Origin of the sequence: Pseudoalteromonas rubra (assembly GCF_000967655.1) — a bacterium.
Classification (GTDB): Bacteria; Pseudomonadota; Gammaproteobacteria; order Enterobacterales; family Alteromonadaceae; genus Pseudoalteromonas; species Pseudoalteromonas rubra_A.
Map to the genome: position 1 here is coordinate 129515 of NZ_JXYA01000007.1, position 24485 is coordinate 153999.

The 24485-nt window shown below is 47.8% G+C and carries 20 protein-coding genes; 13 read left to right on the forward strand and 7 right to left on the reverse strand.

The features are described 5' to 3' along the window. A complete protein-coding gene (tcdA, locus tag TW77_RS04675; protein ID WP_046003808.1) occupies nt 1-795 on the forward strand; it encodes a tRNA cyclic N6-threonylcarbamoyladenosine(37) synthase TcdA in 795 nt (264 codons plus the stop codon). 22 nt (nt 796-817) lie between these two features. Here the strand turns inward: tcdA and TW77_RS04680 are convergent, their stop codons facing one another. From TW77_RS04680 to TW77_RS04690, 3 genes are all read right to left on the reverse strand, one after another. Next, complete coding sequence (locus TW77_RS04680; RefSeq protein WP_046003809.1) at nt 818-1225, reverse strand: SufE family protein; 408 nt, start codon at nt 1223-1225, stop codon at nt 818-820. Between the two features lie 2 nt (nt 1226-1227). Then, entirely contained in the window at nt 1228-2451 is a 1224-nt protein-coding gene (locus tag TW77_RS04685; protein WP_046003810.1) for an aminotransferase class V-fold PLP-dependent enzyme, read from the reverse strand. Between the two features lie 130 nt (nt 2452-2581). After that, on the reverse strand, nt 2582-3868 hold the full coding sequence (locus TW77_RS04690; protein WP_046003811.1) for a citrate synthase: 1287 nt from the start codon (nt 3866-3868) through the stop codon (nt 2582-2584). Between the two features lie 411 nt (nt 3869-4279). Here TW77_RS04690 and sdhC point away from each other — a divergent pair, with 411 nt between their 5' ends. The 9 genes from sdhC to TW77_RS04735 all read left to right on the forward strand — a co-directional run bounded on the left by sdhC (nt 4280) and on the right by TW77_RS04735 (nt 16302). Beyond that, nucleotides 4280-4657 (forward strand): succinate dehydrogenase, cytochrome b556 subunit, encoded by a 378-nt coding sequence (gene sdhC / locus TW77_RS04695; RefSeq protein ID WP_081694265.1) that lies wholly within the window; start codon nt 4280-4282, stop codon nt 4655-4657. Then, nucleotides 4648-4995, forward strand: a complete 348-nt coding sequence (gene sdhD / locus TW77_RS04700) for a succinate dehydrogenase, hydrophobic membrane anchor protein (protein ID WP_046003812.1) — start codon at nt 4648-4650, stop codon at nt 4993-4995. The genes sdhC and sdhD overlap by 10 nt, the downstream gene beginning before the upstream one ends. Next, entirely contained in the window at nt 4996-6768 is a 1773-nt protein-coding gene (gene sdhA / locus TW77_RS04705; RefSeq protein WP_010381483.1) for a succinate dehydrogenase flavoprotein subunit, read from the forward strand. A gap of 10 nt (nt 6769-6778) precedes the next feature. Beyond that, nucleotides 6779-7498, forward strand: coding sequence for a succinate dehydrogenase iron-sulfur subunit (locus TW77_RS04710; protein ID WP_046003813.1), 720 nt, complete (start codon nt 6779-6781; stop codon nt 7496-7498). A gap of 83 nt (nt 7499-7581) precedes the next feature. Then, a complete protein-coding gene (sucA, locus tag TW77_RS04715) occupies nt 7582-10395 on the forward strand; it encodes a 2-oxoglutarate dehydrogenase E1 component (RefSeq protein ID WP_046003814.1) in 2814 nt (937 codons plus the stop codon). A gap of 10 nt (nt 10396-10405) precedes the next feature. Then, the gene (odhB, locus tag TW77_RS04720) at nt 10406-11890 is read left to right on the forward strand and encodes a 2-oxoglutarate dehydrogenase complex dihydrolipoyllysine-residue succinyltransferase (RefSeq protein WP_046003815.1); all 1485 of its coding nucleotides are present in this window, start codon (nt 10406-10408) and stop codon (nt 11888-11890) included. A 186-nt stretch (nt 11891-12076) separates the two neighbouring features. Next, nucleotides 12077-13243, forward strand: a complete 1167-nt coding sequence (sucC, locus tag TW77_RS04725) for an ADP-forming succinate--CoA ligase subunit beta (protein WP_046003816.1) — start codon at nt 12077-12079, stop codon at nt 13241-13243. Further along, on the forward strand, nt 13243-14115 hold the full coding sequence (gene sucD / locus TW77_RS04730) for a succinate--CoA ligase subunit alpha (protein ID WP_046003817.1): 873 nt from the start codon (nt 13243-13245) through the stop codon (nt 14113-14115). Before sucC ends, sucD begins: the two co-directional genes overlap by 1 nt. A gap of 258 nt (nt 14116-14373) precedes the next feature. Then, nucleotides 14374-16302: a hypothetical protein gene (locus tag TW77_RS04735; RefSeq protein WP_046003818.1), complete on the forward strand. Its 1929-nt coding sequence runs from the start codon at nt 14374-14376 to the stop codon at nt 16300-16302. A 280-nt stretch (nt 16303-16582) separates the two neighbouring features. Here the strand turns inward: TW77_RS04735 and TW77_RS04740 are convergent, their stop codons facing one another. Further along, the gene (locus TW77_RS04740; protein ID WP_046003819.1) at nt 16583-17653 is read right to left on the reverse strand and encodes a DUF3083 family protein; all 1071 of its coding nucleotides are present in this window, start codon (nt 17651-17653) and stop codon (nt 16583-16585) included. Between the two features lie 253 nt (nt 17654-17906). Here TW77_RS04740 and glnS point away from each other — a divergent pair, with 253 nt between their 5' ends. The 3 genes from glnS to TW77_RS04755 all read left to right on the forward strand — a co-directional run bounded on the left by glnS (nt 17907) and on the right by TW77_RS04755 (nt 21894). Further along, complete coding sequence (gene glnS, locus TW77_RS04745) at nt 17907-19568, forward strand: glutamine--tRNA ligase (RefSeq protein ID WP_046003820.1); 1662 nt, start codon at nt 17907-17909, stop codon at nt 19566-19568. Nucleotides 19569-19684: 116 nt separating this feature from the next. Next, nucleotides 19685-21505, forward strand: a complete 1821-nt coding sequence (locus tag TW77_RS04750) for a protein kinase domain-containing protein (protein ID WP_046003821.1) — start codon at nt 19685-19687, stop codon at nt 21503-21505. A 92-nt stretch (nt 21506-21597) separates the two neighbouring features. Then, on the forward strand, nt 21598-21894 hold the full coding sequence (locus TW77_RS04755) for a hypothetical protein (protein ID WP_010381464.1): 297 nt from the start codon (nt 21598-21600) through the stop codon (nt 21892-21894). 433 nt (nt 21895-22327) lie between these two features. Here the strand turns inward: TW77_RS04755 and TW77_RS04760 are convergent, their stop codons facing one another. The 3 genes from TW77_RS04760 to TW77_RS04770 all read right to left on the reverse strand — a co-directional run bounded on the left by TW77_RS04760 (nt 22328) and on the right by TW77_RS04770 (nt 24176). Further along, a complete protein-coding gene (locus TW77_RS04760) occupies nt 22328-22636 on the reverse strand; it encodes a hypothetical protein (RefSeq protein WP_046003822.1) in 309 nt (102 codons plus the stop codon). Between the two features lie 216 nt (nt 22637-22852). Continuing rightward, nucleotides 22853-23140, reverse strand: coding sequence for a hypothetical protein (locus tag TW77_RS04765; protein ID WP_046003823.1), 288 nt, complete (start codon nt 23138-23140; stop codon nt 22853-22855). 76 nt (nt 23141-23216) lie between these two features. Further along, the gene (locus tag TW77_RS04770) at nt 23217-24176 is read right to left on the reverse strand and encodes an integron integrase (protein WP_046003824.1); all 960 of its coding nucleotides are present in this window, start codon (nt 24174-24176) and stop codon (nt 23217-23219) included. Nucleotides 24177-24485: the final 309 nt, after the last annotated feature.

Sequence of the window (24485 nt, forward strand, 5' to 3'; positions counted from 1 at the left end):
ATGACGCAAGATACATCCTTAAGATTTGGTGGCATCGGCCGCTTGTATGGAGATACAGAGCTAAGCTGGCTTGGCGAAGCCAGTTTCTGTGTTATAGGCATTGGTGGCGTGGGCAGCTGGGTGGCAGAGGCACTGGCGCGCACTGGCATAGGTAAAATTACCCTGATTGATCTGGATGATATTTGCGTCACCAATGTTAATCGCCAGCTGCACGCAAAAACTGAGACCATAGGCCAGCCTAAAGTCGAAGCCATGCAGGCGCGTTGTCAGTCCATCAATCCGGATTGTCAGGTTGAGGTGATAGATGACTTTATCACCCTGGATAATATTAAAGAGCATATTCAGGGTTTTGATTATGTCATCGACTGTATTGATGCAGTCAAAGAAAAGGCGGCGCTGATCGCCCATTGTAAACGGCAAAAAATTCCAGTGATCACCACAGGTGGTGCGGGTGGTCAGACAGATCCTAGTCAGATCTGCTATGGGGATGTGGCCAAAACCACTCATGACCCTTTACTTGCAAAAGTCCGATACCTGCTGCGTAAGCAGTATAACTTCACCACCAATCCGAAGCGTAAGTTTGCTGTAGACTGTGTGTATTCAACCGAGCAACTGGTTTACCCAACCGGGGACGGCAGCGTCTGCAAAGCTAAGCAAATGGCTGATGGAAGCAAAAATATGGACTGTGCGACCGGGTTTGGCTCTGCAACTATGGTGACGGGCAGCTTTGGCTTTTTTGCTGCGGCAAAGGCTATTCGCAAGTACCTGGACAAGCGTACGCGCGAAGCGGGCTAATTCGCGGCATGTATCTCAGGTGCTATTGCAGCACCTGAAGCTGTTGATGAATACGCTCTACGATGGCGCGCACTCCGTTGCCGCGAGACGGGCTCAGGTGCTTGATAAGCCCCAGCTTGTCAAACAGCTCATAGGCATCAAGCTTACCTGCTTCTAGCGGTAACTGGTTGTTATAGCAAGCAAGAATAATTGCCAGTAAACCTTTGACGATGCGGGTGTCTGAGTCCGCTATGAGTATCAGACGTTGTCGCTGTTCATCCAGGTCAAGGTGTAACCAGACTTTACTTTCACAGCCTTTCACCAGCGCGTCATCCGTTTTTAGTGCATCCGGCATGGCCGGAAGCGCTTTGCCCAGTAGCATGATTTCGCGATATTTGCCCTGCCAGGCGCCGTGCTGAGCCAGGGAGTGCTCTATGTGTGATAAGTCCATAATTACTCTTCTAATAAACTGATGGTGTCTTTCAGTGCTGCAATAAACCGACTGATGTCTTGCTGGTTGTTGTAAAACGCCAGACTGGCGCGAATGGTGCCTTCAATGCCCAGATGTGCCATCAAAGGTTGTGTGCAGTGGTGGCCGCTTCTTACAGCAATACCATGGGTATTGAGTAAGGTTGCCAGATCGTAATGGTGCTCGTTTTTGTAGTTAAAACTAACGGTGCCGACATTATTAGCCGTATCGCCCCAAATCCGGATCCCGTCAATTCCGCTTAGTTGCTGAAGCAGGCTCTGATACAGTGATTGTTCATGCTGGAATAATGCGTCATGATCTTGTGCTGCAAGGTAATCAAGGGCTGCGCCAAAGCCGATAACACCGGCGATATTGGGCGTACCGGGCTCAAATTTTTCGGGGGCCGGGCGAAAGGTGGTCCCGCTGAAACTGACAGTGTCTATCATTTCGCCACCGCTTTGATAAACGGGCAGGGCATTGAGCAGCTCATAACGTCCATACAGGCCACCTAAACCGGTCGGACCCAGCGCCTTATGTGCAGAAAACACATAAAAATCGCAATCCAGCTGCTGTAAATCAGGGCGCAAATGCAATAAAGATTGAGCGCCATCTATAACAGTAACCGTGCCTGAGCTTTTACTGCTCGCTATCAACGCTGCTACATCATTGATATTGCCGAGCGCATTAGAGGCATGGCAAATACTCATTACTTTGGGTTTTAAGTTCTCTATCAGCGCTTTAGCTTGTTCAAGCTGAAGAATACCTTGTGCATCTACAGGCAGTAACTCAATACGTGCACCTGTGCGCTTTGCGGCAAGTTGCCAGGGCACGATATTGGCGTGATGTTCCAAAGGAGACAACAAGATCACATCGTCTTTTTTTAAGCTGTCGCTCAGGCCATACGCAATTAAATTCAAAGAGGCGGTAGCGCCACTGGTCCAGACAATTTCCCGACTTTGCACATTAAGAAATTGCGCTAATTTTCGCCGTACAGCCTCATAGGCTGTGGTTGCCTGTTCACTCAGTGTGTGTAAACCTCGGTGTACATTGGCGTTCTGAGACTGGTAAAAATCCTTTACAGCCTGGATCACCTGATTAGGCTTCTGGGTGGTGGCAGCGGAGTCAAGATAACACAAAGGCTGGTCGTCAACCGACACCTCAAAGATGGGAAAATCATGCCGAATTTGTGTGCAAGGGTTATCGTTCAAAAGGGTCTCCTACTGCGCCTGAGCAGGCGGATTTTACCGGATTTATATTGGCTTGCAAGCCTGTCTGAAGAGCTGGCACAAAAAAGGGCTGCCAATGGCAACCCTTTTCAAAGCGTCAGTTAAGCGATGCTTATCTGTCACCTTCTTTTTTGTAGTCACGTGCCGTGTAGCCAGTGTACAACTGACGTGGACGACCAATCTTGTGACCAGGCTGAGACAGCATTTCGTTCCAGTGTGAGATCCAGCCAACAGTACGAGACATAGCGAAGATCACAGTGAACATGCTGGTCGGAATACCAATCGCTTTCAGGATGATACCTGAGTAGAAATCAACATTCGGGTACAGCTTCTTCTCAACGAAGTACGGGTCTTCCAGTGCGATCTGCTCAAGTTTCATTGCAACGTCAAGCAATGGATCCTGAATGTTCAGCTCTTTCAGCACTTCGTGACAAGTTTGACGCATTACTGTCGCACGCGGGTCGAAGTTTTTGTATACGCGGTGACCAAAGCCCATCAGACGGAACGGGTCGTTCTTGTCTTTTGCTTTTGCAACGTATTCGTCGATACGGTCAACAGTACCAATTTCTTCTAGCATGTTCAGACACGCTTCGTTTGCACCACCGTGCGCAGGGCCCCAAAGTGACGCGATACCAGCTGCGATACACGCATAAGGGTTAGCGCCTGAAGAGCCAGCAAGGCGTACCGTTGAAGTAGACGCGTTTTGCTCGTGGTCTGCGTGTAGCATGAAGATACGGTCCATTGCTTTGGCCAGTACAGGGTTAACCTTGTACTCTTCAGCAGGGACTGAGAACATCATGTGCAGGAAGTTTTCTGCGTAGCTCAGGTCGTTACGTGGGTAAACGAACGGCTGGCCTGTGTTGTACTTGTACGCCATCGCAGCAATGGTAGGCAGTTTAGCAACCAGTTTGATTGCACAACGCATACGCTGGTCAGCGTCTGAGATGTCCAGGTCGTCGTGATAGAACGAAGACAATGCACCAACCACACCACACAGCATCGCCATTGGGTGAGAATCAACACGGAAACCCTGGAAGAAAGACGCAATTTTCTCATGCAGCATAGTGTTGTGCGTGATGTTCTTTGCAAATTCTTCAAGTTGCGCATCGTCTGGTAATTCACCGTTTAGAAGCAGGTAGCACAGCTCAATGTAGTTAGATTGCTCTGCTAATTGCTCGATTGGGTAACCACGGTGTAGCAGTACACCCTTTGCACCATCGATATAAGTAATAGATGATTCGCAAGAGCCAGTCGACATAAAACCAGGGTCGTATGTGAAGAAGCCGTGAGCGCCAAGTGTGCGGACGTCGACTACGTCCTGGCCAGCAGTGCCAGAGTAGATCGGGAGTTCGATCGGATCATGACCATCGATATGGACTGTGGCTTTCTTATCTGCCATCTATTTATCTCCTATGAAATAACAATATTCTGATTGTTATGTTGTGATACTAATGTTAAGCAAATTCAGATCATTCTAACTTAAAATAGGGGTGGAAAGTCAATTTTTCTGAGAATTATGCACAAATGTATGATAAATATTCTACGCCGTTTAAATATTATACCATCGGCTAATTCGCAAGCGTCTCAATCTAAACAAGAATTGTAAAAGGCCGCTCGGCCTTATATACTATCTACGGTTTTATACCGTGTCGTCTGTGGGTAAACCTATTTTTACATTGGCATTTTCACAAAGTGAACCGCTCAGTGTTTAAACAGGTATATCTAGAGTGTGCCATTTGTGCAACCAGCGCAAGTGGTTTTATAAAAACAAGTAGATGAGCTCCTTTGTGAGCAAGATGGGCAAGTAACTGTGAAAAAGCAAAGACCTGTAAATCTAGATCTTACGACTATATCTATGCCACCTACGGCAAAAGCGTCGATTTTGCACCGTGTAACCGGTGTTGCGTTATTCTTCGCATTGACCTTTGTCATTTGGGCGTGGTCTGAGTCTCTTTCTTCTCCTGAAGGGTTTGAATTTGTTAAAGAGCTAATGACTGGCTTTATTGCAAAATTCATTGCGTGGGGCACCCTGACTGTATTGTCTTACCACATCATTGGTGGCGTACGTCACATGATCCAAGACATGGGTCACTGGGAAGAATTAGAATCGGGCAACACCAGTGCAAAAATCGCATTGGCGCTGTGGGTAATCGTAGCCATCCTGGCAGGAGTGTGGATATGGTCTTAAATCAAGCAACTCTGAAGCGCGACGGTGTGCAAGACTATGTGTCATTGCGCGCGACTGCACTAATCATCCTGGCTTATTCGGTATTTATTGTTGGCTATTTTCTGCTAACGCCCGAAATCAGCTATGAAGCCTGGACAGGTTTGTTCTCAAACCTGGCCGTTAAAGCGGCAACTTTCATCACACTGGTATGCATCATGGTCCACACTCGCATTGGTTTGTGGCAGGTTCTGACGGACTACGTTAAGTGTTCAACGATGCGTTCTGTGCTGGGCTTTGTACTTAATCTGATGGCACTGGCGTATGTTGCTGTTGGCCTGTTTGTATTGTGGGGTGTTTAAGTGAAATATAATGTTCGTGAATTTGACGCTGTTGTAGTTGGCGCCGGTGGTGCTGGCATGCGTGCAGCGCTTGCGATTTCTGAGTCAGGCAAAACTTGTGCATTGATCTCTAAAGTATTCCCGACACGTTCTCATACGGTATCTGCACAGGGCGGTATCACAGTTGCACTGGGTAACTCCCACGAAGACAACTGGGAATGGCACATGTACGACACGGTAAAGGGTTCTGATTACATTGGTGATCAGGATGCCATCGAGTACATGACCAAAACGGGTCCTGAGGCAATCACTGAACTTGAAAACATGGGTCTGCCTTTCTCTCGTTTCGAGAACGGCCGTGTTTATCAGCGTCCTTTCGGTGGTCAGTCTAAGAATTTTGGTGGTGAGCAGGCTGCACGTACAGCAGCAGCGGCAGACCGTACAGGTCACGCATTGCTACACTGCTTGTACCAGCAAAACGTTAAGAACAAAACTAACGTTTTCTCTGAGTGGTACGCGCTTGATTTGGTTAAAAACGACAAAGGCGACGTAGTCGGTGTAACTGCAATCGACATCGAAAGCGGCGAAGTTGTTTACTTCAAGTCTAAAGCGGTTGTTTTGGCAACCGGTGGTGCAGGTCGTATCTACGCATCAACTACTAACGCACACATTAACACTGGTGACGGTGTTGGTATGGCGGTTCGTGCTGGCATCTCTATGCAGGACATGGAAATGTGGCAGTTCCACCCAACCGGTATCGCTGGTGCGGGTACGCTGGTAACAGAAGGTTGTCGTGGTGAAGGTGGTTACCTTCTGAATAAAGACGGCGAGCGTTTCATGGAACGTTATGCGCCTAACGCGAAAGACCTTGCGGGTCGTGACGTTGTTGCACGTGCAATGATGACCGAAATCCGTGAAGGCCGTGGTTGTGAAGGCCCTTGGGGTACTCACATTAAGCTTAAGCTTGACCACCTTGGTGAAGAAATGCTTAACCTGCGTCTGCCTGGCGTATGTGATCTGTCTAAGACATTCGCACACGTTGACCCAGCTAAAGAGCCAATTCCGGTTATCCCAACCTGTCACTATATGATGGGTGGTGTACCGACCAACGTAAATGGTCAGGTACTGAACGTGAATGAAAACGGCGAAGAGCGCATCATTGAAGGTCTGTTCGCGGTTGGTGAAATTGCGTGTGTATCTGTACACGGTGCAAACCGTCTGGGTGGTAACTCACTGCTTGACCTGGTTGTATTCGGTCGTGCGGCAGGTAACTTCCTGGGTACTTACCTGCAAGGCTTCGAGTCTACAGGTGATGCATCTTCTGACGACGTTGAGCAGGCATTTGCACGCTTCAACCGTTGGGAGTCTTCTGAAAAAGGCAAAGGCGAAGATCCGGTTCAGATCAAGAAAGATCTACAAGAATGTATGCAGCTTAACTTCTCGGTATTCCGTGAAGGTGATGCGATGGCAGATGGTCTTAAAGAACTTAAAGAGATCCGCGAGCGTCTTAAGTTTGCGCGTCTTGACGACAAGTCAACTGAGTTCAACACCCAGCGTATCGAGTGCTTAGAGCTTGATAACCTGATGGAAACAGCTTACTCAACAGCCGTTGCAGCTAACTTCCGTACAGAAAGCCGTGGTGCACACTCGCGCTTTGACTTCCCTGAGCGTGACGATGAGAACTGGCTGTGCCACTCTTTGCATCACCCAGAGTCAGACACGATGACTAAGCGTGAAGTAAACTTTGCGCCTAAGACTCGTGAAGCATTCCCACCGAAAGCACGTACATACTAGGAGCTAAGCGATGGCAACTTTAGAATTATCTGTTTATCGTTACAACCCTGACGTAGATTCTGCACCTCGTATGCAAGATTATAAGCTGGAGGTTGAAGAAGGTCGCGACATGATGGTGCTAGATGCACTGTTAATGTTGAAAGAACAAGATCCAACATTGTCTTTCCGCCGTTCATGCCGTGAAGGTGTGTGTGGTTCAGACGGTGTAAACATGAATGGTAAGAACGGTCTGGCTTGTATCACTCCTTTATCTGCATTGCAAAAAGGTGGCAAAGGCAAGATCATCGTTCGTCCATTACCGGGTCTGCCAGTGATCCGTGACCTGGTTATCGACATGAGCCAGTTCTACACTCAGTACGAGAAGGTAAAACCTTACCTGATCAACGACAAGCCAACCGGCGGTGAAGAGCGTCTTCAAAGTATTGAAGAGCGTGACAAGCTGGATGGTCTGTACGAGTGTATTCTGTGTGCATGTTGTTCAACGTCATGTCCGTCGTTCTGGTGGAACCCAGATAAATTTATCGGTCCTGCGGGCCTTCTTCACGCGTATCGCTTCCTGGCTGACAGCCGTGATACTGCGACAGAAGAGCGTCTGGCTGACCTTGATGACGCGTTCAGCGTCTTCCGCTGTCACAGTATCATGAACTGTGTAAGCGTTTGTCCGAAAGGCTTGAATCCTACTAAGGCGATCGGACACATTAAATCTATGTTGTTAAATCGTTCGGTTTAATACATATTTAAATCTACAGATGGCATGCTCAGCATGCCATCTTGTTTTCGTTTAAGTTTCTGCGCTAGAAAAAGGGCTAATAAATGCACGAAGGTGTGATGAAGGCATGGCTGGAATCTTCGCACTTATACGGCGGCAACGTTGCATATGTTGAAGATTTATATGAGGCGTATCTTGATGATGCGGCTTCAGTGCCAGAAGAATGGCGAGAAGTGTTTGATCAACTGCCAAAGGTAGAAGGCGTTGACGTTGATGTTAAGCATTCCGAGATTAAGTCTCAGTTTGCTGACCTTGCTAAAAACAAACACAGAGAAGTAATCGTTTCTGCAGAAGGTGCGGCAGATGCAAAACAGGTTCGTGTTTTGCAACTTATTAATGCATTCAGATTCAGAGGTCACCAAAACGCAAACTTAGATCCATTGGGTCTATGGCAGCGTGATCGAGTTCGCGAACTCGACCTGGCCTATCATGATTTAGACAATGCCGACCTGGAAAAAGAATATAACGTTGGCTCTTTTGCTTCAGGCCAAGAGACAATGAAGTTAAAAGACTTATACAACGCGCTGAAAACCACTTACTGTGGTTCTGTTGGTGCCGAGTATATGCACATTACTTCAACAGAAGAAAAACGTTGGTTACAGCAACGCATCGAATCTACCTTCGCACAGCCCAAATTCAACAAAGAAACTAAGCTTCGCATCCTAAAAGGCCTGACCGCTGCTGATGGTCTGGAAAAATACTTAGGTGCTAAATTCCCAGGCGCAAAACGTTTCTCACTGGAAGGCGGTGATGCACTGGTGCCAATGCTAAAAGAGCTGGTACATCGTGCCGGTGAAAGTGGCCAGGAAGAAGTGGTCATTGGTATGGCGCACCGTGGTCGTCTGAACGTATTGGTCAACGTACTGGGTAAAAACCCTCAAGTACTGTTTGACGAGTTCGCGGGCAAATACGGCGAATCTGCAGGCTCCGGTGATGTTAAATATCACATGGGTTACTCGTCTGACTTCGCAACGCAGGGCGGCAACGTTCATATGGCGCTGGCGTTTAACCCGTCGCACCTTGAGATCGTTAACCCGGTGGTAATGGGCTCGGTACGTGCACGTCTTGACCGTCTTAACTGTAAGAGCGGTTCTAAAGCACTTCCTATCACCATTCATGGTGACTCAGCTATCGCTGGCCAGGGCGTAGTGCAAGAGACATTCAACATGTCTCAGACGCGCGCTTATGGTGTGGGTGGTTCAATCCGTATCGTGGTAAACAACCAGGTTGGTTTCACGACGTCAAACCAGGAAGATACGCGTTCAACTGAGTACTGTACTGACATCGCTAAGATGGTTCAGGCGCCAATTTTCCACGTTAACGCGGATGACCCGGAAGCGGTTGCGTTCGTGACGCAAGTTGCCCTTGATTTCCGTAACAAGTTTAAGCGCGATGTGGTAATCGACTTGGTTTGTTACCGTCGTCATGGACACAACGAAGCCGACGAGCCAAATGCAACTCAGCCTCTGATGTATCAGAAGATCAAAAAGCACCCAGTACCACGTCAGATCTATGCTGATAAACTGGTATCTGAAGGTGTAATGAGCGCAGATGAAGCGAAGACGCTGGCAGACGACTACCGTAACGGTCTGGACAACGGTCAGATCGTGGTTGAAGAAATTCAACCTGAGACCAAGCACTCTTCAGACTGGTCTAAGTACGTTGGTCACGACTGGGATACAGCCTATGAGGCAAGTGTTCCGGTTGAGAAGCTTAAAGAGTTGAGCGAAAAAATCTCGACTTACCCGGCTGACCACAAAGCGCAGTCGCGCGTTAAGAAAATTTACGATGACCGTAAAACCATGGCCAGTGGCGAGAAGCTACTAGACTGGGGTATGGCAGAAACGCTTGCTTACGCAACTTTGGTTGATCAGGGCACAGACATTCGTCTGACCGGTCAGGATTCAGGTCGTGGTACTTTCTTCCACCGCCATGCGGTTGTTCACAACCAGGCCGATGCTTCAACTTACCTGCCGCTGCAAAACGTGCGTGACGATCAGGGTCTGTTTGAAGTGTATGACTCTGTACTGTCAGAAGAAGCTGTACTGGCGTTTGAATATGGTTACGCAACGGCAGAGCCAACCTCACTGGTACTGTGGGAAGCCCAATTCGGTGACTTCGCGAACGGTGCCCAGGTGGTATTCGACCAATTCCTGAGCTCAGGTGAGCAAAAGTGGGGCCGTCTGTGTGGTCTGACTTTATTACTGCCACACGGCTACGAAGGTCAGGGTCCAGAGCACAGCTCAGCGCGTCTTGAGCGTTACCTGCAACTGTGTGCAGACCACAATATGCAAGTGTGTGTACCAAGTACACCAGCACAGGTTTATGCTATGTTACGTCGTCAGTCAGTACGTCCTCTGCGTCGTCCACTGATTGTAATGACACCTAAATCTTTACTTCGTCATCCTCTGGCTGTCTCTAGCCTGGAAGAGTTGTCTGAAGGTGTTTTCCACAACATGATCGACGAGATTGATGACATCAATCCTGAAAACGTTGAGCGCGTTGTGTTCTGTAGCGGTAAAGTATATTACGAATTGCTACAGGAGCGTCGCAAGCAAGAGCTGAATAACGTCGCTATCGTTCGTGTGGAGCAGCTATATCCGTTCCCGCACAAAGAGATGGACGAAATCATGGCTCGCTACCAGCACGTTAAAGACTTCGTATGGTGTCAGGAAGAACCTCAAAACCAAGGTGCCTGGTACTGTTCACAACACCATTTCTGGGAAGCTATCCCAAGTGGTGCGAAGTTGACTTACGCCGGTCGTAAAGCTGCAGCAGCGCCTGCATGTGGCTATATGTCGACCCATACAAAAGAACAAAATGCGTTGATTGCTGACGCTTTAACTATTAAGAAATAAGGAATTAGAGATGACGACCGAAATTAAGGTTCCTGTTCTTCCTGAATCTGTTGCCGATGCAACAGTGGCCACATGGCATGTAAGCGTTGGTGACAAAGTAAGCCGTGACCAAAACCTGGTAGATATCGAAACTGACAAAGTAGTGTTAGAAGTCGTTGCACCTGAAGACGGTGTTATTGTTGCTATCTCTGAAGAAGAGGGCGCAACGGTTCTTGGTGAGCAAGTTATCGCACAGCTGGGCGCGTCAGATGCCGCTCCAGCGCAATCAAATGAACAAACAGCAGCGCCAGCAGCGGCGCCAGCAGCAGAAGGTAAAGAAGTGGACATTAAAGTACCTGTACTTCCTGAATCAGTAGCAGACGCTACAGTTGCAACTTGGCATGTACAACCAGGTGAAGCGGTAAGCCGTGACCAAAACCTGGTAGACATCGAAACAGACAAAGTTGTGCTTGAAGTTGTTGCACCTGAAGACGGTGTAATGGGCGAGCAACTGCACGCAGAAGGCGAAACCGTTCTGGGTGAGCAAGTGATTGGTAAACTGGTTGCCGGTGGTGCACCAGCAGCGGCGCCAGCTGCACAGGCAGAAGCAGCGCCTGCAAGCGATGACAATGCAGATGTACTAACGCCATCTGTACGTCGTCTGATTGCTGAAAAAGGTCTTGATGCTTCACAAATCAAAGGCACTGGCAAAGGCGGTCGCATCACTAAAGAAGATGTTGATGCATTCCTGAAAGCACCTGCGGCAAAACCAGCAGCTGCGCCAGCGGCAGCAGCTCCTGCGGCACCAATGGGCGACCGTACTCAGAAGCGCGTTCCAATGACTCGTCTGCGTAAGACAATCGCGAACCGTCTGCTTGAAGCGAAGAACTCAACAGCGATGCTGACGACGTTCAACGAAGTAAACATGAAGCCTATCATGGACCTTCGTAAGCAGTACAAAGACGTATTTGAAGAGCGTCACGGCATCCGTCTTGGTTTCATGTCTTTCTACGTGAAAGCGGTTACAGAAGCGCTGAAGCGTTTCCCTGAAGTAAACGCGTCTATCGACGGCGATGACATCGTTTACCACAACTACTTCGACATCAGCATCGCAGTATCTACACCTCGTGGTCTGGTAACGCCTGTACTACGCGACTGTGACAAGCTGTCTGTTGCTGAAATCGAAAAAGGTATCCGCGAGCTGGCACTTAAAGGCCGCGACGGTAAGCTAACTGTTGACGATATGACTGGTGGTAACTTCACTATCACTAACGGTGGTGTATTTGGTTCACTGCTGTCTACGCCTATCATCAACTTGCCGCAGTCTTCAATCCTGGGTATGCACAAAATCCAGGAGCGTCCAATGGCGGTCAATGGCAAGGTTGAAATCCTGCCTATGATGTACCTGGCGCTATCTTACGATCACCGTCAAATCGATGGTAAAGAATCGGTTGGCTTCCTGGTTACAATTAAGGAACTTCTGGAAGATCCAACGCGTCTGCTTCTGGACGTTTAATCATCTAGATTAAAGATTAAGCTGTATGTGAGCATAATGTCCGCATACAGCTTTTTTTTTGCGCCATTAGTCTTACTGGGGTTTTCATACAAGGCCTTGAGATCTATACTATGGGCGCAATTTGGGATAGCTGATTATTTGCATAAATATTCAGCTTTTTTAGTATAAAAAATTGGATAAAGCATCATGAATTTGCATGAGTATCAGGCAAAACAACTTTTTGCCGAATATGGTTTACCTGTATCAGATGGTTACGCTTGTGACACGCCTCAAGAGGCAGTTGAAGCTGCTGGTAAAATCGGTGGTGACAAGTGGGTTGTAAAATGTCAAGTACACGCTGGCGGCCGTGGTAAAGCGGGCGGTGTAAAACTGGCAGACAGCAAAGACGAGATCCGCGCATTTGCTGAAAACTGGTTAGGCAAAAACCTGGTAACCTACCAAACTGACGAGAAAGGTCAGCCAGTTGCTAAAATCTTAGTAGAAAGCTGCACTGATATTGCAAATGAGCTATACCTGGGTGCTGTTGTTGACCGTGCTTCACGTAAAATCGTGTTCATGGCATCAACTGAAGGTGGTGTTGAGATCGAAGAAGTTGCTCACAACACACCAGAACTAATTCACAAAGCTGAGATCGATCCACTAGTCGGTCCTCAGGCTTACCAAGGTCGTGAGCTTGCGTTCAAACTAAACCTGAACCCAACTCAAGTTAAGCAGTTCACTAAGATCTTCATGGGTCTTGCTGACATGTTCATCAACCACGACTTTGCACTACTAGAGATCAACCCTCTGGTAATCACTGACGAAGGCAACCTGCACTGTCTTGACGGCAAGATCGGTGTAGACGGCAACGCATTGTTCCGTCAGCCTAAGATCCGTGAATTCCACGATCCTTCACAAGAAGATGCGCGTGAAGCTCACGCAGCAAGCTTCGAGCTGAACTACGTTGCGCTAGACGGTAACGTAGGTTGTATGGTTAACGGTGCTGGCCTGGCGATGGGTACCATGGACATCGTAAACCTGCACGGCGGTAAGCCAGCTAACTTCCTTGACGTAGGTGGCGGCGCGACTAAAGAGCGTGTATCTGAAGCGTTCAAGATCATCCTGTCTGATGACAACGTTAAAGCTGTACTAGTTAACATCTTCGGCGGTATCGTTCGTTGTGACATGATCGCAGAAGGTATCATCGGTGCGGTTAAAGAAGTTGGCGTAAACGTACCAGTAGTTGTACGTCTTGAAGGTACTAATGCTGAAGCGGGTCGTGAAGTACTAGCTAACTCTGGCCTTGACATCATTGCAGCTGAGTCTCTAACTGACGCTGCTGAGAAAGTAGTTGCTGCTGCGGAGGGCAAATAATGTCTGTACTAATTAACAAAGATACTAAAGTAATCTGTCAGGGTTTCACTGGTGGTCAGGGTACTTTCCACTCTGAGCAAGCTATCCAGTACGGTACGCAAATGGTTGGTGGTGTTTCTCCTGGTAAAGGCGGCTCAACTCACCTGGGTCTGCCAGTATTCAACACTGTACGTGAAGCGGTAGAGTCTACTGGTGCAACTGCATCTGTAATCTACGTACCAGCTGCATTTTGTAAAGACGCTATCCTTGAAGCGATCGACGCAGGTATCGAGCTTATCGTATGTATCACTGAAGGCATCCCTACACTTGATATGGTTGATGTTAAAGTGAAGCTGGAAGAAACTGGCGTTCGCATGATTGGTCCTAACTGTCCTGGTGTTATCACTCCGGGCGAGTGTAAGATCGGTATCATGCCTGGTCACATCCACCTTCCTGGTAAAGTAGGCATCGTATCTCGTTCAGGTACTTTGACTTATGAAGCGGTTAAGCAAACTACTGACGCTGGCTTCGGTCAGTCTACTTGTGTAGGTATCGGTGGTGACCCAATCCCAGGCACTAACTTCATCGACGTACTGGAAATGTTCCAGAACGATCCTAAGACTGAAGCAATCGTAATGATTGGTGAGATCGGTGGTACAGCTGAAGAAGAAGCGGCAGAGTACATCAAGCACAACGTGACTAAACCAGTTGTTTCTTACATTGCAGGTGTTACAGCGCCTCCAGGTAAGCGTATGGGTCACGCTGGTGCAATCATCGCAGGCGGTAAAGGTACAGCTGACGAGAAGTTCGCTGCACTTGAAGCTGCTGGCGTTAAGACCGTTCGCTCACTTGCTGAGATCGGTTCTGCACTTAAAGAAAAAGCAGGCTGGTAATCACTTTACCTGTACTGTAAAAAGGCGCCTCAGGGCGCCTTTTTTGATCTTTTCTTTACAATTCTTCTGATAGCTTATTGTTCAACTTTATTTTTTTTCTGTATAATCCGCGTTCGATTTTTTGCTTGCCTTACCTCTTTGTTTTAAAAGGTAACTACATAACCGTGTCTGTCTCAGCATTGTGATTTGACCTTGTTTGGTAGCAGCATAAAACATCATTTTCAATCAGGTCGCTATTTTTTGTTTAAAGGAAATTATATGAGATTTTTATTAGGATCTTTAGTGATAGCTTTACTCGCTGGTTGCGGCGGCGGGTCATCTGAATCTACTGGTAATGTCACTCCGGGTGGCCAAAGTTCAGCTCACAATACGGCTCCAACCTTGGAGAAAAACGAGGGTACATGGGTCATTTCTGCCAATATGCAGAGCACCAAGCGCTTTGAATTAAGCGATAAAGAAGGGGATACTGTTAGTGTTTCATCAGAAAACCTACCTGAGTGGCTGAAGTTGGAACAAACCGGCACAGCATTTTCTTTAGTTGCCGAGCCAGATCTCTTTGACGTAGATACTCATAACATCTCGCTTGTGCTGTCTGATTCTAAAGACACGTCTGCTCAGACTATCGTTATTCAGGTAACAGTAGATCCTGAATCTAATCCCTCAGAGACGGTAGCTTTGTCCGACGATGTTGTACAGGGTACCTGGTCTAACCAATCTGGCGATGTGCTATTTCATTTTACGGATGATAATAAAGGGCTGGGGCTTTATAAGAACAAGGGCTTCGCATTTGACTGGAACAACCTGGATGATATTGAACTGACTACACGAGAAGCTGAATGTATTGCGCACTGTAGTCGTCCTCAGTTTTTACCTATTGAAATTGTTGCACAACAAGACGATAAAATAGCGGTAAAAATATATGCCAGTGAGCAGGATTACGAGTTGGTTGTGTTAACAAAAGGGGATGTGAAGTCACTTGAATACAACTACTACATTGAACAACGTTTATCTGATGGCGTATACGTTAGCAAGCTGTCCACAAGTACCAGCGAGCCTAGCCTGATCGGCGGTTACCTGACTGTTGACTATGAAGACTACAAACAGCATGTGCCGTTTCATTATGCTCCTTACTATGATGGAGATAACTATCAAATTTTGAGTGACGGACCGGAGCGAGACATCTTTGGTCGTTCATTAGTAAAAGAATTTCTGAATACCAATACACAAACATTCAAAAGGCTAAGCTTTGACCCCAACATTCTCAGTGCAAAAATCGTTGCCGCGAAGGGCGACTTTGTGGCTCTGGAATTTGTTTATCGTTTTGAAATGGTGCCAACATTTGATACAGGCTTAGTGCCAGAAGCTGAATGGAACAATTATGAAGGGCTTATCGATGTTATGGCCCCCAGGCACAGCTATAAAATATACCGAGGCCTGGAGATGATGGACATTCCTGAGTTTCCTGCGGGCAGTCAAACCTTGGGACTTTCGCCGCTTCTTGGTGGAGAGTTGCCGACGGGAGGAAGATTTAATGCTGTGAATACAATGCTCGAATTCACCTCTGCAACAGCAGGAGTTTATAAAGCAACAGATGGTGTAACGGGAGAGCAACACAGTTTGGATGTATCATTAAGCAGAACGCAAGATACACTGAGCTATACATTTGATAAATACACGCAGACGGTTAAATATGGGCAGTTTTTCAACAACCAAACTGCTTTTATAAGAGAGCTCGGTGGGGACTCGCCTTTTATTCTGGCAAGCATAGCAAAGCTGCCAAACATGGTTGAGCCAACGCAGGAAGATTACATGCGGACTTTTTACATCGATACCAGAAACTTGAATAACAACGGCCGACACCTGGTACTTGAGCCTCAGTCTGATGGCAGGGCGATTATATATACTGGCGGTATTGCCGGCCCTAATGGCCGTTGGCAGATGGAAGACGATAACAGTATGAGTTTTATTCTGTCGTGTAACGAAGATACCTATGCAGAATGCCTGAGTGGGCAGACTGAGAAAAATGTACTGAATTTTAAGTTGCTATATAAACAAAGGGAAGGGTATTGGTTTATGCGAGAGCATACCCATTACAGGCAGGATGACAATCAGCAATGGAATAGTCGTATTACACATAACATTCAGTTCTTGCGTGTATGTGATGTATGCTACTACTCCAGCAATTAAAATGATTTCAAAAAGGCGCCTGAGGGCGCCTTTTCTTTTTAACTCTGCCATATGCTCACAAAGGTATATCTTCAGACATGTTTGCACACACATGTCTGCACAGACATCCATTAGTACATTGCTAGATTCTTATTGCTATTATCGAGTTATCTTATCTCCCATTTTGAGGTGAACCAGCGGGCTGCGAGCAAGCCGGGGAGATGGTCAGATGAGAACTTATTGTTTTGCGGGGCAGTGCAAAATCTGTTAAAGGCGGGGGAGAGCCCCCCGCTGAAGAAGCTTAATCCTGATAGCTGATATGCTGGAAGAAGCGCACAATAACGTCTTGCTTCTCTGGGTTAATTGGCAGCTTACCGGTTAAACGGCGGATCATGGTTTCGGCGTTGTTCATAAATTTGCCGTAACCCACGTCCTTTTTGTCTTTGTCGCTGGCAACCACCACAAAGTGCATGGTGTCGCACAGGTGTTCACCGTCCCAGATAGAGCGTACCTGACCATCGGGAGCGGATGTATCAAAGCTCAGTTTTTGTAACTCTCGATTGGCGTCTGATTTATCAATCTGACTGCTGCGAACCAGAGGCTGGCGGCCATCGGCAACCAAGCCGACATGGGTCAGTTGCAGCTGATCGCACAAAGTTAAAAAGCTGTCTTCAATACTGCGATAAAACTGAGTGTAATCGCCCGGGCGCATCTGACTTTGATATTCGGTCTTGATAGCGCGGGTAATAGGGATAGAGAAAGACACATAGCTCATCTCTGAATGTTGCTCTGGCAGTGTACAGTTACGCGCCTGGTAACGCGGGTACAAGCTACGTAGTTTATAGCCGTAACTTTCTCTGTGGCCTTTTACCTTAGCAAAAATATCATAAGTTAAGTGCTGATGGTCACGGACTTTGTAAGACAAGCCTTGCTGCTCGTATTGCTCTTTCAGATCGTCCAGCGCCTTTTTCACTTTGCTGTGAAAACTGGCCGCATTGGCGCGCAATTCATCGCCGGTAGCCAGGAACAATAAGCGAATTTTACGTGCTTTATGATCAGCCTCATAATGTATCTTGTGGCCTTCGTGATACTTTGGATTGTAAAAGAACAAAATCTGCTTATCCGTTTGCAGGCTGTGTGCCTCGTCGTGATAGCGCACGATAGGCAGCTTGTCGTTAGCAATGACGTGAACGTTAAATAATTCGTGCTCGTCGCAGATGGCAAACAACTTTCGGGCCAGGCGTTGGTAGCAGCTTTGCACATCATCAAAACAATCGAAGAATGCGTCGCTGGGCTTAAACTCAGCCAGAATATAATGGTTGTTACGTGCGTTCGTTGGAATATAAACGCGGTGAAGATTCATTGATGCCATAGGTTTTTCCTTGCGATACCTCTGTTGTTGACGCCTATGATAGAGCGAGCGTGTGACGGATATATTGCGCTAGAACAAAATTTGTCATAAAAATGACGCTTCTTTTTGCCTTTGACTTGGCTGTTTTATGCCCAGGTCGCCACAATTGCGAAGTAAATCTGTTTTCGCCTTAGTTTTACGCTGTTCGTTGCTCAAACTTTTTGTAATAATGCCTCAGTTAACTGGTACTAAATTTTCAGAGGAATGAGTTCCTATGGCGGAAGCAGAAAATCGCCCAACAAATTTTATAACAAACATCATTGATGCGGACTTGGCCAGCGGTAAGCATGGCGGTACGCACACGCGCTTTCCACCAGAGCCAAATGGCTACTTACACATTGGCCATGCTAAGTCTATTTGCCTGAACTTTGGCATCGCTCGCGACTACCAGGGTCTGTGTAATCTGCGCTTTGACGATACGAACCCGGAAAAAGAAGATCTGGATTATGTAAACTCAATTAAAGAAGACGTGCAGTGGCTAGGCTTTAACTGGGATGGTGAGATCTGCTATTCGTCTAACTATTTCGACAAGCTATACGAGTATGCGGTTGAGCTGATCAACAAAGGCCTTGCCTACGTGTGTTTCCTGTCGCCAGAGCAGGCGCGTGAATACCGTGGCACGCTCACTGAGCCGGGTAAAAACAGCCCGTACCGCGACACTTCACCAGAAGAAAACCTGGCGTTGTTCGAAAAAATGAAGAACGGCGAGTTCAAAGAAGGCGAGTGTGTACTGCGTGCTAAGATAGACATGGCCAGCTCATTTATGGTGCTGCGTGACCCTATCATCTATCGTATTCGTTTTGCTCATCATCACCAGACCGGTGACAAGTGGTGCATTTATCCAATGTACGACTTTACCCACTGTATTTCGGATGCGCTGGAAGGGATCACCCATTCACTGTGTACGCTGGAGTTCCAGGACAACCGTCGTTTGTACGACTGGGTACTGGACAACATCAGCATAGAGTGTCATCCACAACAGATCGAGTTCTCTCGTCTGAACCTGGAATACACTGTTATGTCAAAGCGTAAGCTGAACGACCTGGTGGTCAACGGTCAGGTAGAAGGCTGGGATGATCCGCGTATGCCAACCATTGCCGGATTGCGTCGTCGTGGTTATACCCCTGCGTCTATCCGTGAATTCTGTAAGCGCATTGGTATTACCAAGCAAGACAACATGGTTGAAATGGGCATGCTGGAAGCGTGTATCCGTGATGACCTGAACGAAAACGCACCGCGTGCAATGGCAGTACTTGATCCGGTTAAAATCGTGATTGAAAACTATGATGCCGAGCAGGTTGAAATGCTGGACGCGCCTAACCATCCAACACTGGATATGGGTTCACGTCAGCTGCCGTTTACTCGCGAAATCTACATTGAGCGTGATGACTTCCGTGTTGAAGCCAACAAGAAGTTTAAGCGTCTGGTACTGGGCAAAGAAGTACGTTTGCGTAATGCCTATGTGATTAAAGCTGAGCGCGTTGAAGAAGACGATGCGGGTAACATCACTACGATTTACTGTACGTACGACGCCGATACCTTAGGTAAAAACCCGGCTGATGGCCGCAAAGTAAAAGGCGTTATCCACTGGGTATCTGCCAGCCACTGTATCGAGGCTGAAGTACGCCAGTACGACCGTCTGTTCAATGTGCCAAACCCGGCTGCGGCAGAAGACTTTGCAACGACGCTGAATCCAGACTCTTTGGAGATCATTGCCAATGCTAAGCTTGAGCCGTCTCTGGCTGACGCTGCGCCTGAGCAGGGCTTCCAGTTTGAGCGTCTGGGTTATTATTGTCGTGATAACAAGCGCGATACACTGACCTTCAACCAGACGGTTGGTTTGCGCGACTCCTGGGCGAAAATCGAAAACGCCTAACACGCACAATAAATAAAAAGGTCGGCTTATGTCGGCCTTTTTTGATTATTTTGCCTTATTTTGAAATTTGATAATCATTGCAGACGCAAACTGAATACCCGTAAACGGACAGGCCCATGACAGAAAAGTCGATCCATAACTTTTACATCAATGAACAGCAGTCGGTTTATTTGCTCTCCCATAAAGACGCAAAAAAACACCGTCAGTGGCTCAACATCTGTCAGAAACAGCTGACATTACTGGGTTACCGTGATGTAGAAGTAATAGGCTCCGGTGCCTTTGGGTTTGTGTTTGCCGGGGTTGACGGGCAGGGCAAAGAGTGGGTGTTTAAATTCTCCCGTATTACCCTGGCGCAGAGTGTACGCGACCGCCTGGAAGACGAAGCGTATATGCTGTCGCAGATTAAAAATCCCATGGTTCCCGAGTTTTACGCCTTTGAACGGGCAAAAAAGCAGGGGATCCTGATGATGGCGCGCGCCAAAGGTCAGGATCTCGAGCAATGGTCACTTAAACGCGGTCGTTTTAAGCCCCATGAGCTGGTACACTTGGCCAATAAACTCAGAAACGTGCTGGTTGATTTGCGCAATCGCAAAAATGGCATGTCGCCACAGCCTGTGGTGCATGGCGATATTAAGCCATCGAATATTGTCTGGGATGAAGCAACAGACAGCTTTTCGCTGGTTGACTGGGGCAGCTCAGTCTATGCCCAGCTGGATGCCCATGGTGAGCCGGTTGCCAGTAATATCATGGACCTGATGTCGTCGGATATCAGCAGTACCAATGCCCGGATGGGCGATGTGTACTTTATTGGCGATGAGCAGATGTCGGGTGCGCGCTCCTCACCTCGCTTTGACGAGCAGGGCGTGGCATCGACCATTTACGCGCTGGCCAGTGCCCAGTCTTGCCGTTTTGGTGCGGCTGTGATCCCGGCAACCAGCTTAGGCTTGCCGCAAGCCTTTGCCAGAATGATAGATGCGATGCTGAGCAAAGACAAAGCTACCCGCGATCAGGCTGGAGACTACTTTATGCGTAACATGCCGGCCATGGCACGCATGTATTTACCCGAACTAAAAACACCACCACGCAAAGCAAAAATTCCCTTCTGGTTCAACGAAACAGATGAAGAGCCAGATACCGTGGTCTACAGCTCGCGCAAACAGTTTTTGCGCCGCGCCGATCACAATCAGCAGCTGCTGGACGTAAACGACGCCCAGCTTGACCGCTATTATAAAGAGTTCCTGTTCGACACCGGCGACAGCGAAAAAGCGTTTCTGGCATCTATCAGCCGGTTGGCAAAATATCCGGTGGTAGGTGGCCTGAGTTTTCACTGGAAGGATGCCTCGCTGTTTGTGGAGTCCAGTCTGGTACTGCACGACGAGTCTTTGCAAAGTGCGTTTACGGATGCCGTAAACGCCACAGTGATGCTGGCGCAGGGGATAGAGCAAAAGGGCTTGTTTAAATGCTGCCTGTTTGATGCCAGACAAACCATTCAATTGCAGCGCGACGGCACCGGGGCATTTATTTTTGACCACGTGCCCGAGCTGCAATACACGGTATCGGACATTGGCACCAGTGAAATCGCGCGCCCCCATTCTTACTTTGAAGATGGCAAAGACCCCGACGAGCAACTGCAATTACCACGGCAGATAGTGCAGTGTGTATTTGAACTCAACCAGATCCACCATACCGGCTGTATCATCTTTGAGTCGCTCAACGACCGCCTTAAAATACACCATTACTACTGCCTGCTTGATGCCAGCAAAGAGCGGGAGTTTAAAACTCTGCTCACCCGCATTATGCAATACGCCATGAGTATTCAGGATTTTGGTGTGGCAGGCTTTATGAAACTGCCTTACAAAAACACCCGTGAATTCACTTTGTGTGCCCGCCAGCCAGACCATTTTTATCCTAAAGACCCAAAGGCTGCACAGGGCTGAATTAAGCTATCTACGACTAAGATATAACAAAACGCACGTTGCACATTCGCCCGTCCTCCGCCAAGATAAAAAGCCTACAACCGGAGGGAAACATGGATCAGGAAACACGCCGAGAGCTGCTCAAACTCAGCTGGAGCATGCACGACGAAGTAGAGCAGGCCATTTTAAAAGACAGCGCCAAACAGGGCGACGACAACTGGACAGAAAAGCAAAAACTGCTGCTGGCAGATATGTCGCTGCACCTTTTGCAAACCGCGCTCAAACCCAATGGCCTGAGCCAGGAAAAGCTTAAAAACAACCTCAATGCCATTCTTACGCTCAGCGATGACTTTATCGACGAAGTCGACCTGCGTAAAACCGCCGACGCACTCTATGGGTTGGATAAGTGACTTGGTGCTGGTCTTCAAATCAACAATTAATCACTTATCCTCTTTTATACACTTGCACTTAATTAGTCACCCCGGACGCGTGCGAGCCGGGATCTGCATGAATACAACGTAGTAGTTCATTAATAAAGACAAACCTGACTATCCGCTCCGTCATCCCGGACGCTTGCGAGCCGGGATCTACTTGAGCACTACACCGTTGTACCTCTTTACAGACAAACCTGAAAATCAACTCCGTCACCCCGGACGCGTGCGAGCCGGGATCTACTTGAACAACACACAGTAGTTTCTCGGTAAAGATAAACCTGACAAACTACTCTGTCATCCCGGACGCGTGCAAGCCGGGATCTACTGAAACACCACACAGCTGTGCCTAGTTACAGACAAACCTAACAAACAGCTCCGTCATCCCAAACGCGTGTGAGCTGAGATCGACTTAAACACCACACAGTTGTGCCTCGTTACAGACAAACCAGACAAGCAACTCCGTCATCCCGTACGCTTGTGAGCCGGGATCTACCCGAACACCACACAGTTGTGCCTCGTTACAGGCAAACCTAACAAACAACTCCGCCATCCCGGACGCGTGCGAGCCGGGATCTACTTGAGCACCACACAGCTGTGCCTCGTTACAGACAAACCTGAAAATCAACTCCGTCATCCCGGACGCGTGCGCACCGGGAGCTACCTGAACACCACACAGCTGTGCCTCGTTACAGACAAACCTGAAAATCAACACCGTCATCCCGGACGCTTGCGAGCCGGGATCTACTTGAACACCACACAGTTGTGCTTAGTTACAGGCAAACATGATAAACAGCTCCGTCATCCCGGACGCTTGCGAGCCGGGAGCTACCTGAACACCACACAGCTGTGCCTCGTTACAGACAAACCAGACAAGCAACTCCGTCATCCCGGACGCTTGCGAGCCGGGATCTACTTGAACACCACACAGTTGTGCTTAGTTACAGGCAAACATGATAAACAGCTCCGTCATCCCGGACGCTTGCGAGCCGGGAGCTACCTGAACACCACACAGTTGTGCCTCGTCACATACAAACCAGACAAACAGCTCCGTCATCCCGGACGCTTGCGAGCCGGGAACTACTTGAATATCACGCAGCAGTTCCTTGATAAAGACAAACCTAACAAACAGCTCCGTCATCCCGGACGCTTGCGAGCCGGGATCTACTTGAACATCACGCAGCAGTTCCTTGATAAAGATAAGCCTGACAAACAGCTCCTTCATCTCGGACGCGTGTGAGCCAGGATCTACCGCTACTCAATTCTTAAATATCCGGACAAATAAGTGATGCGCGCGAATATCAGAGTTTATCAATCGGGCTTGTTGTATAGGCAAATTTATCACCCATAACATGAGTATAAATCTCGGTTGTTCTGATATCGGTATGACCTAACAACTCTTGTACTGTCCTTATATCAGCACCATTTCGCAGCAGTTCAGTGGCAAATGAGTGCCTGAATGTATGCGCCTTAACTCGCTTCGTGATATCGGATGCCAGTACCGCTGCCCTAAGTTGCTTGCGAAATGCCGTTTCATGTAAATGGTGACGACAGACATACCCATCTAGCGGGTGAACACATCGCGTAGAGGAGGGAAATAAATACTGCCAGGAGAAGTCTTTTACAGCATGTCCGTATTTACGGATCAGAGCCGGTGGCAGCGAAGTCAGTCCAAATCCTGCGTTCAGGTCTTTTTGGTGAAGCGATTTAACCACGGCCATTTGTTCTTCTAGTGCCTGCAAGCAGGACTTAGGCAGCAAGGTGTATCTGTCTTTGCGGCCCTTTCCCCGAAAAACAAAAATAGACTTATTGGCAAAATCGAGATCTTTAACTCGAAGTTTTAAAGCTTCATTGATACGTAAACCACTGCCGTATAAAAGTGACGCGATGAGCTTGTGTACGCCGTGAAGATTAGCTATCACCTTTTGCGCTTCACCTGCACTCAAAACGGTGGGTAACGCAACATCTCGCTTACTGAATGAATAGTTTAACCCTTTGATGTCTCGTTTTATAACAAAACGGTACAAAAAAATGATGGCGCACAGCGCTTGATTTTGCGTTGCAGCGCTCACCGCCCGGTTAACGGCCAAGTGGTTGAGGAAACGTTCTATTTCCCTGTTGCCCATCTCATCAGGATGCTTTTTGTCATTGAATAAAATGTAGCCTTTGATCCAGTACAGATAGCTTTTCTCTGTTTTCAGACTGTAGTGCTTGGTCCTGAGCTCAACGCGTACAGACTCCAAAAAAGGTGAATAAGACATCTCTACTCCGAATTCTGTTTATTTATACAGGTATAAGTGAATGCGGCTATTTATCAAGTCAAATTTCTCGTTTTCTCCGCGCTTTCAAGTCTCGTTTATGCCGCTTGCCTTGTTAACCCATTGAAATTTATTGTGTTAGCCGTTTTACATAACGAGACCCCAAGTCTCGCTATGAACAAGGCTCGGTTTCAACAAAGCCATTTTGGCTTGAGCAATGAGAGCAATGGTGGTAGGTTGTTGTTCTTATTATGAATAAAATAATTTAGCTGTGGATCTGTACGGTTTCAGGAACTGGATCTAACCGGTATT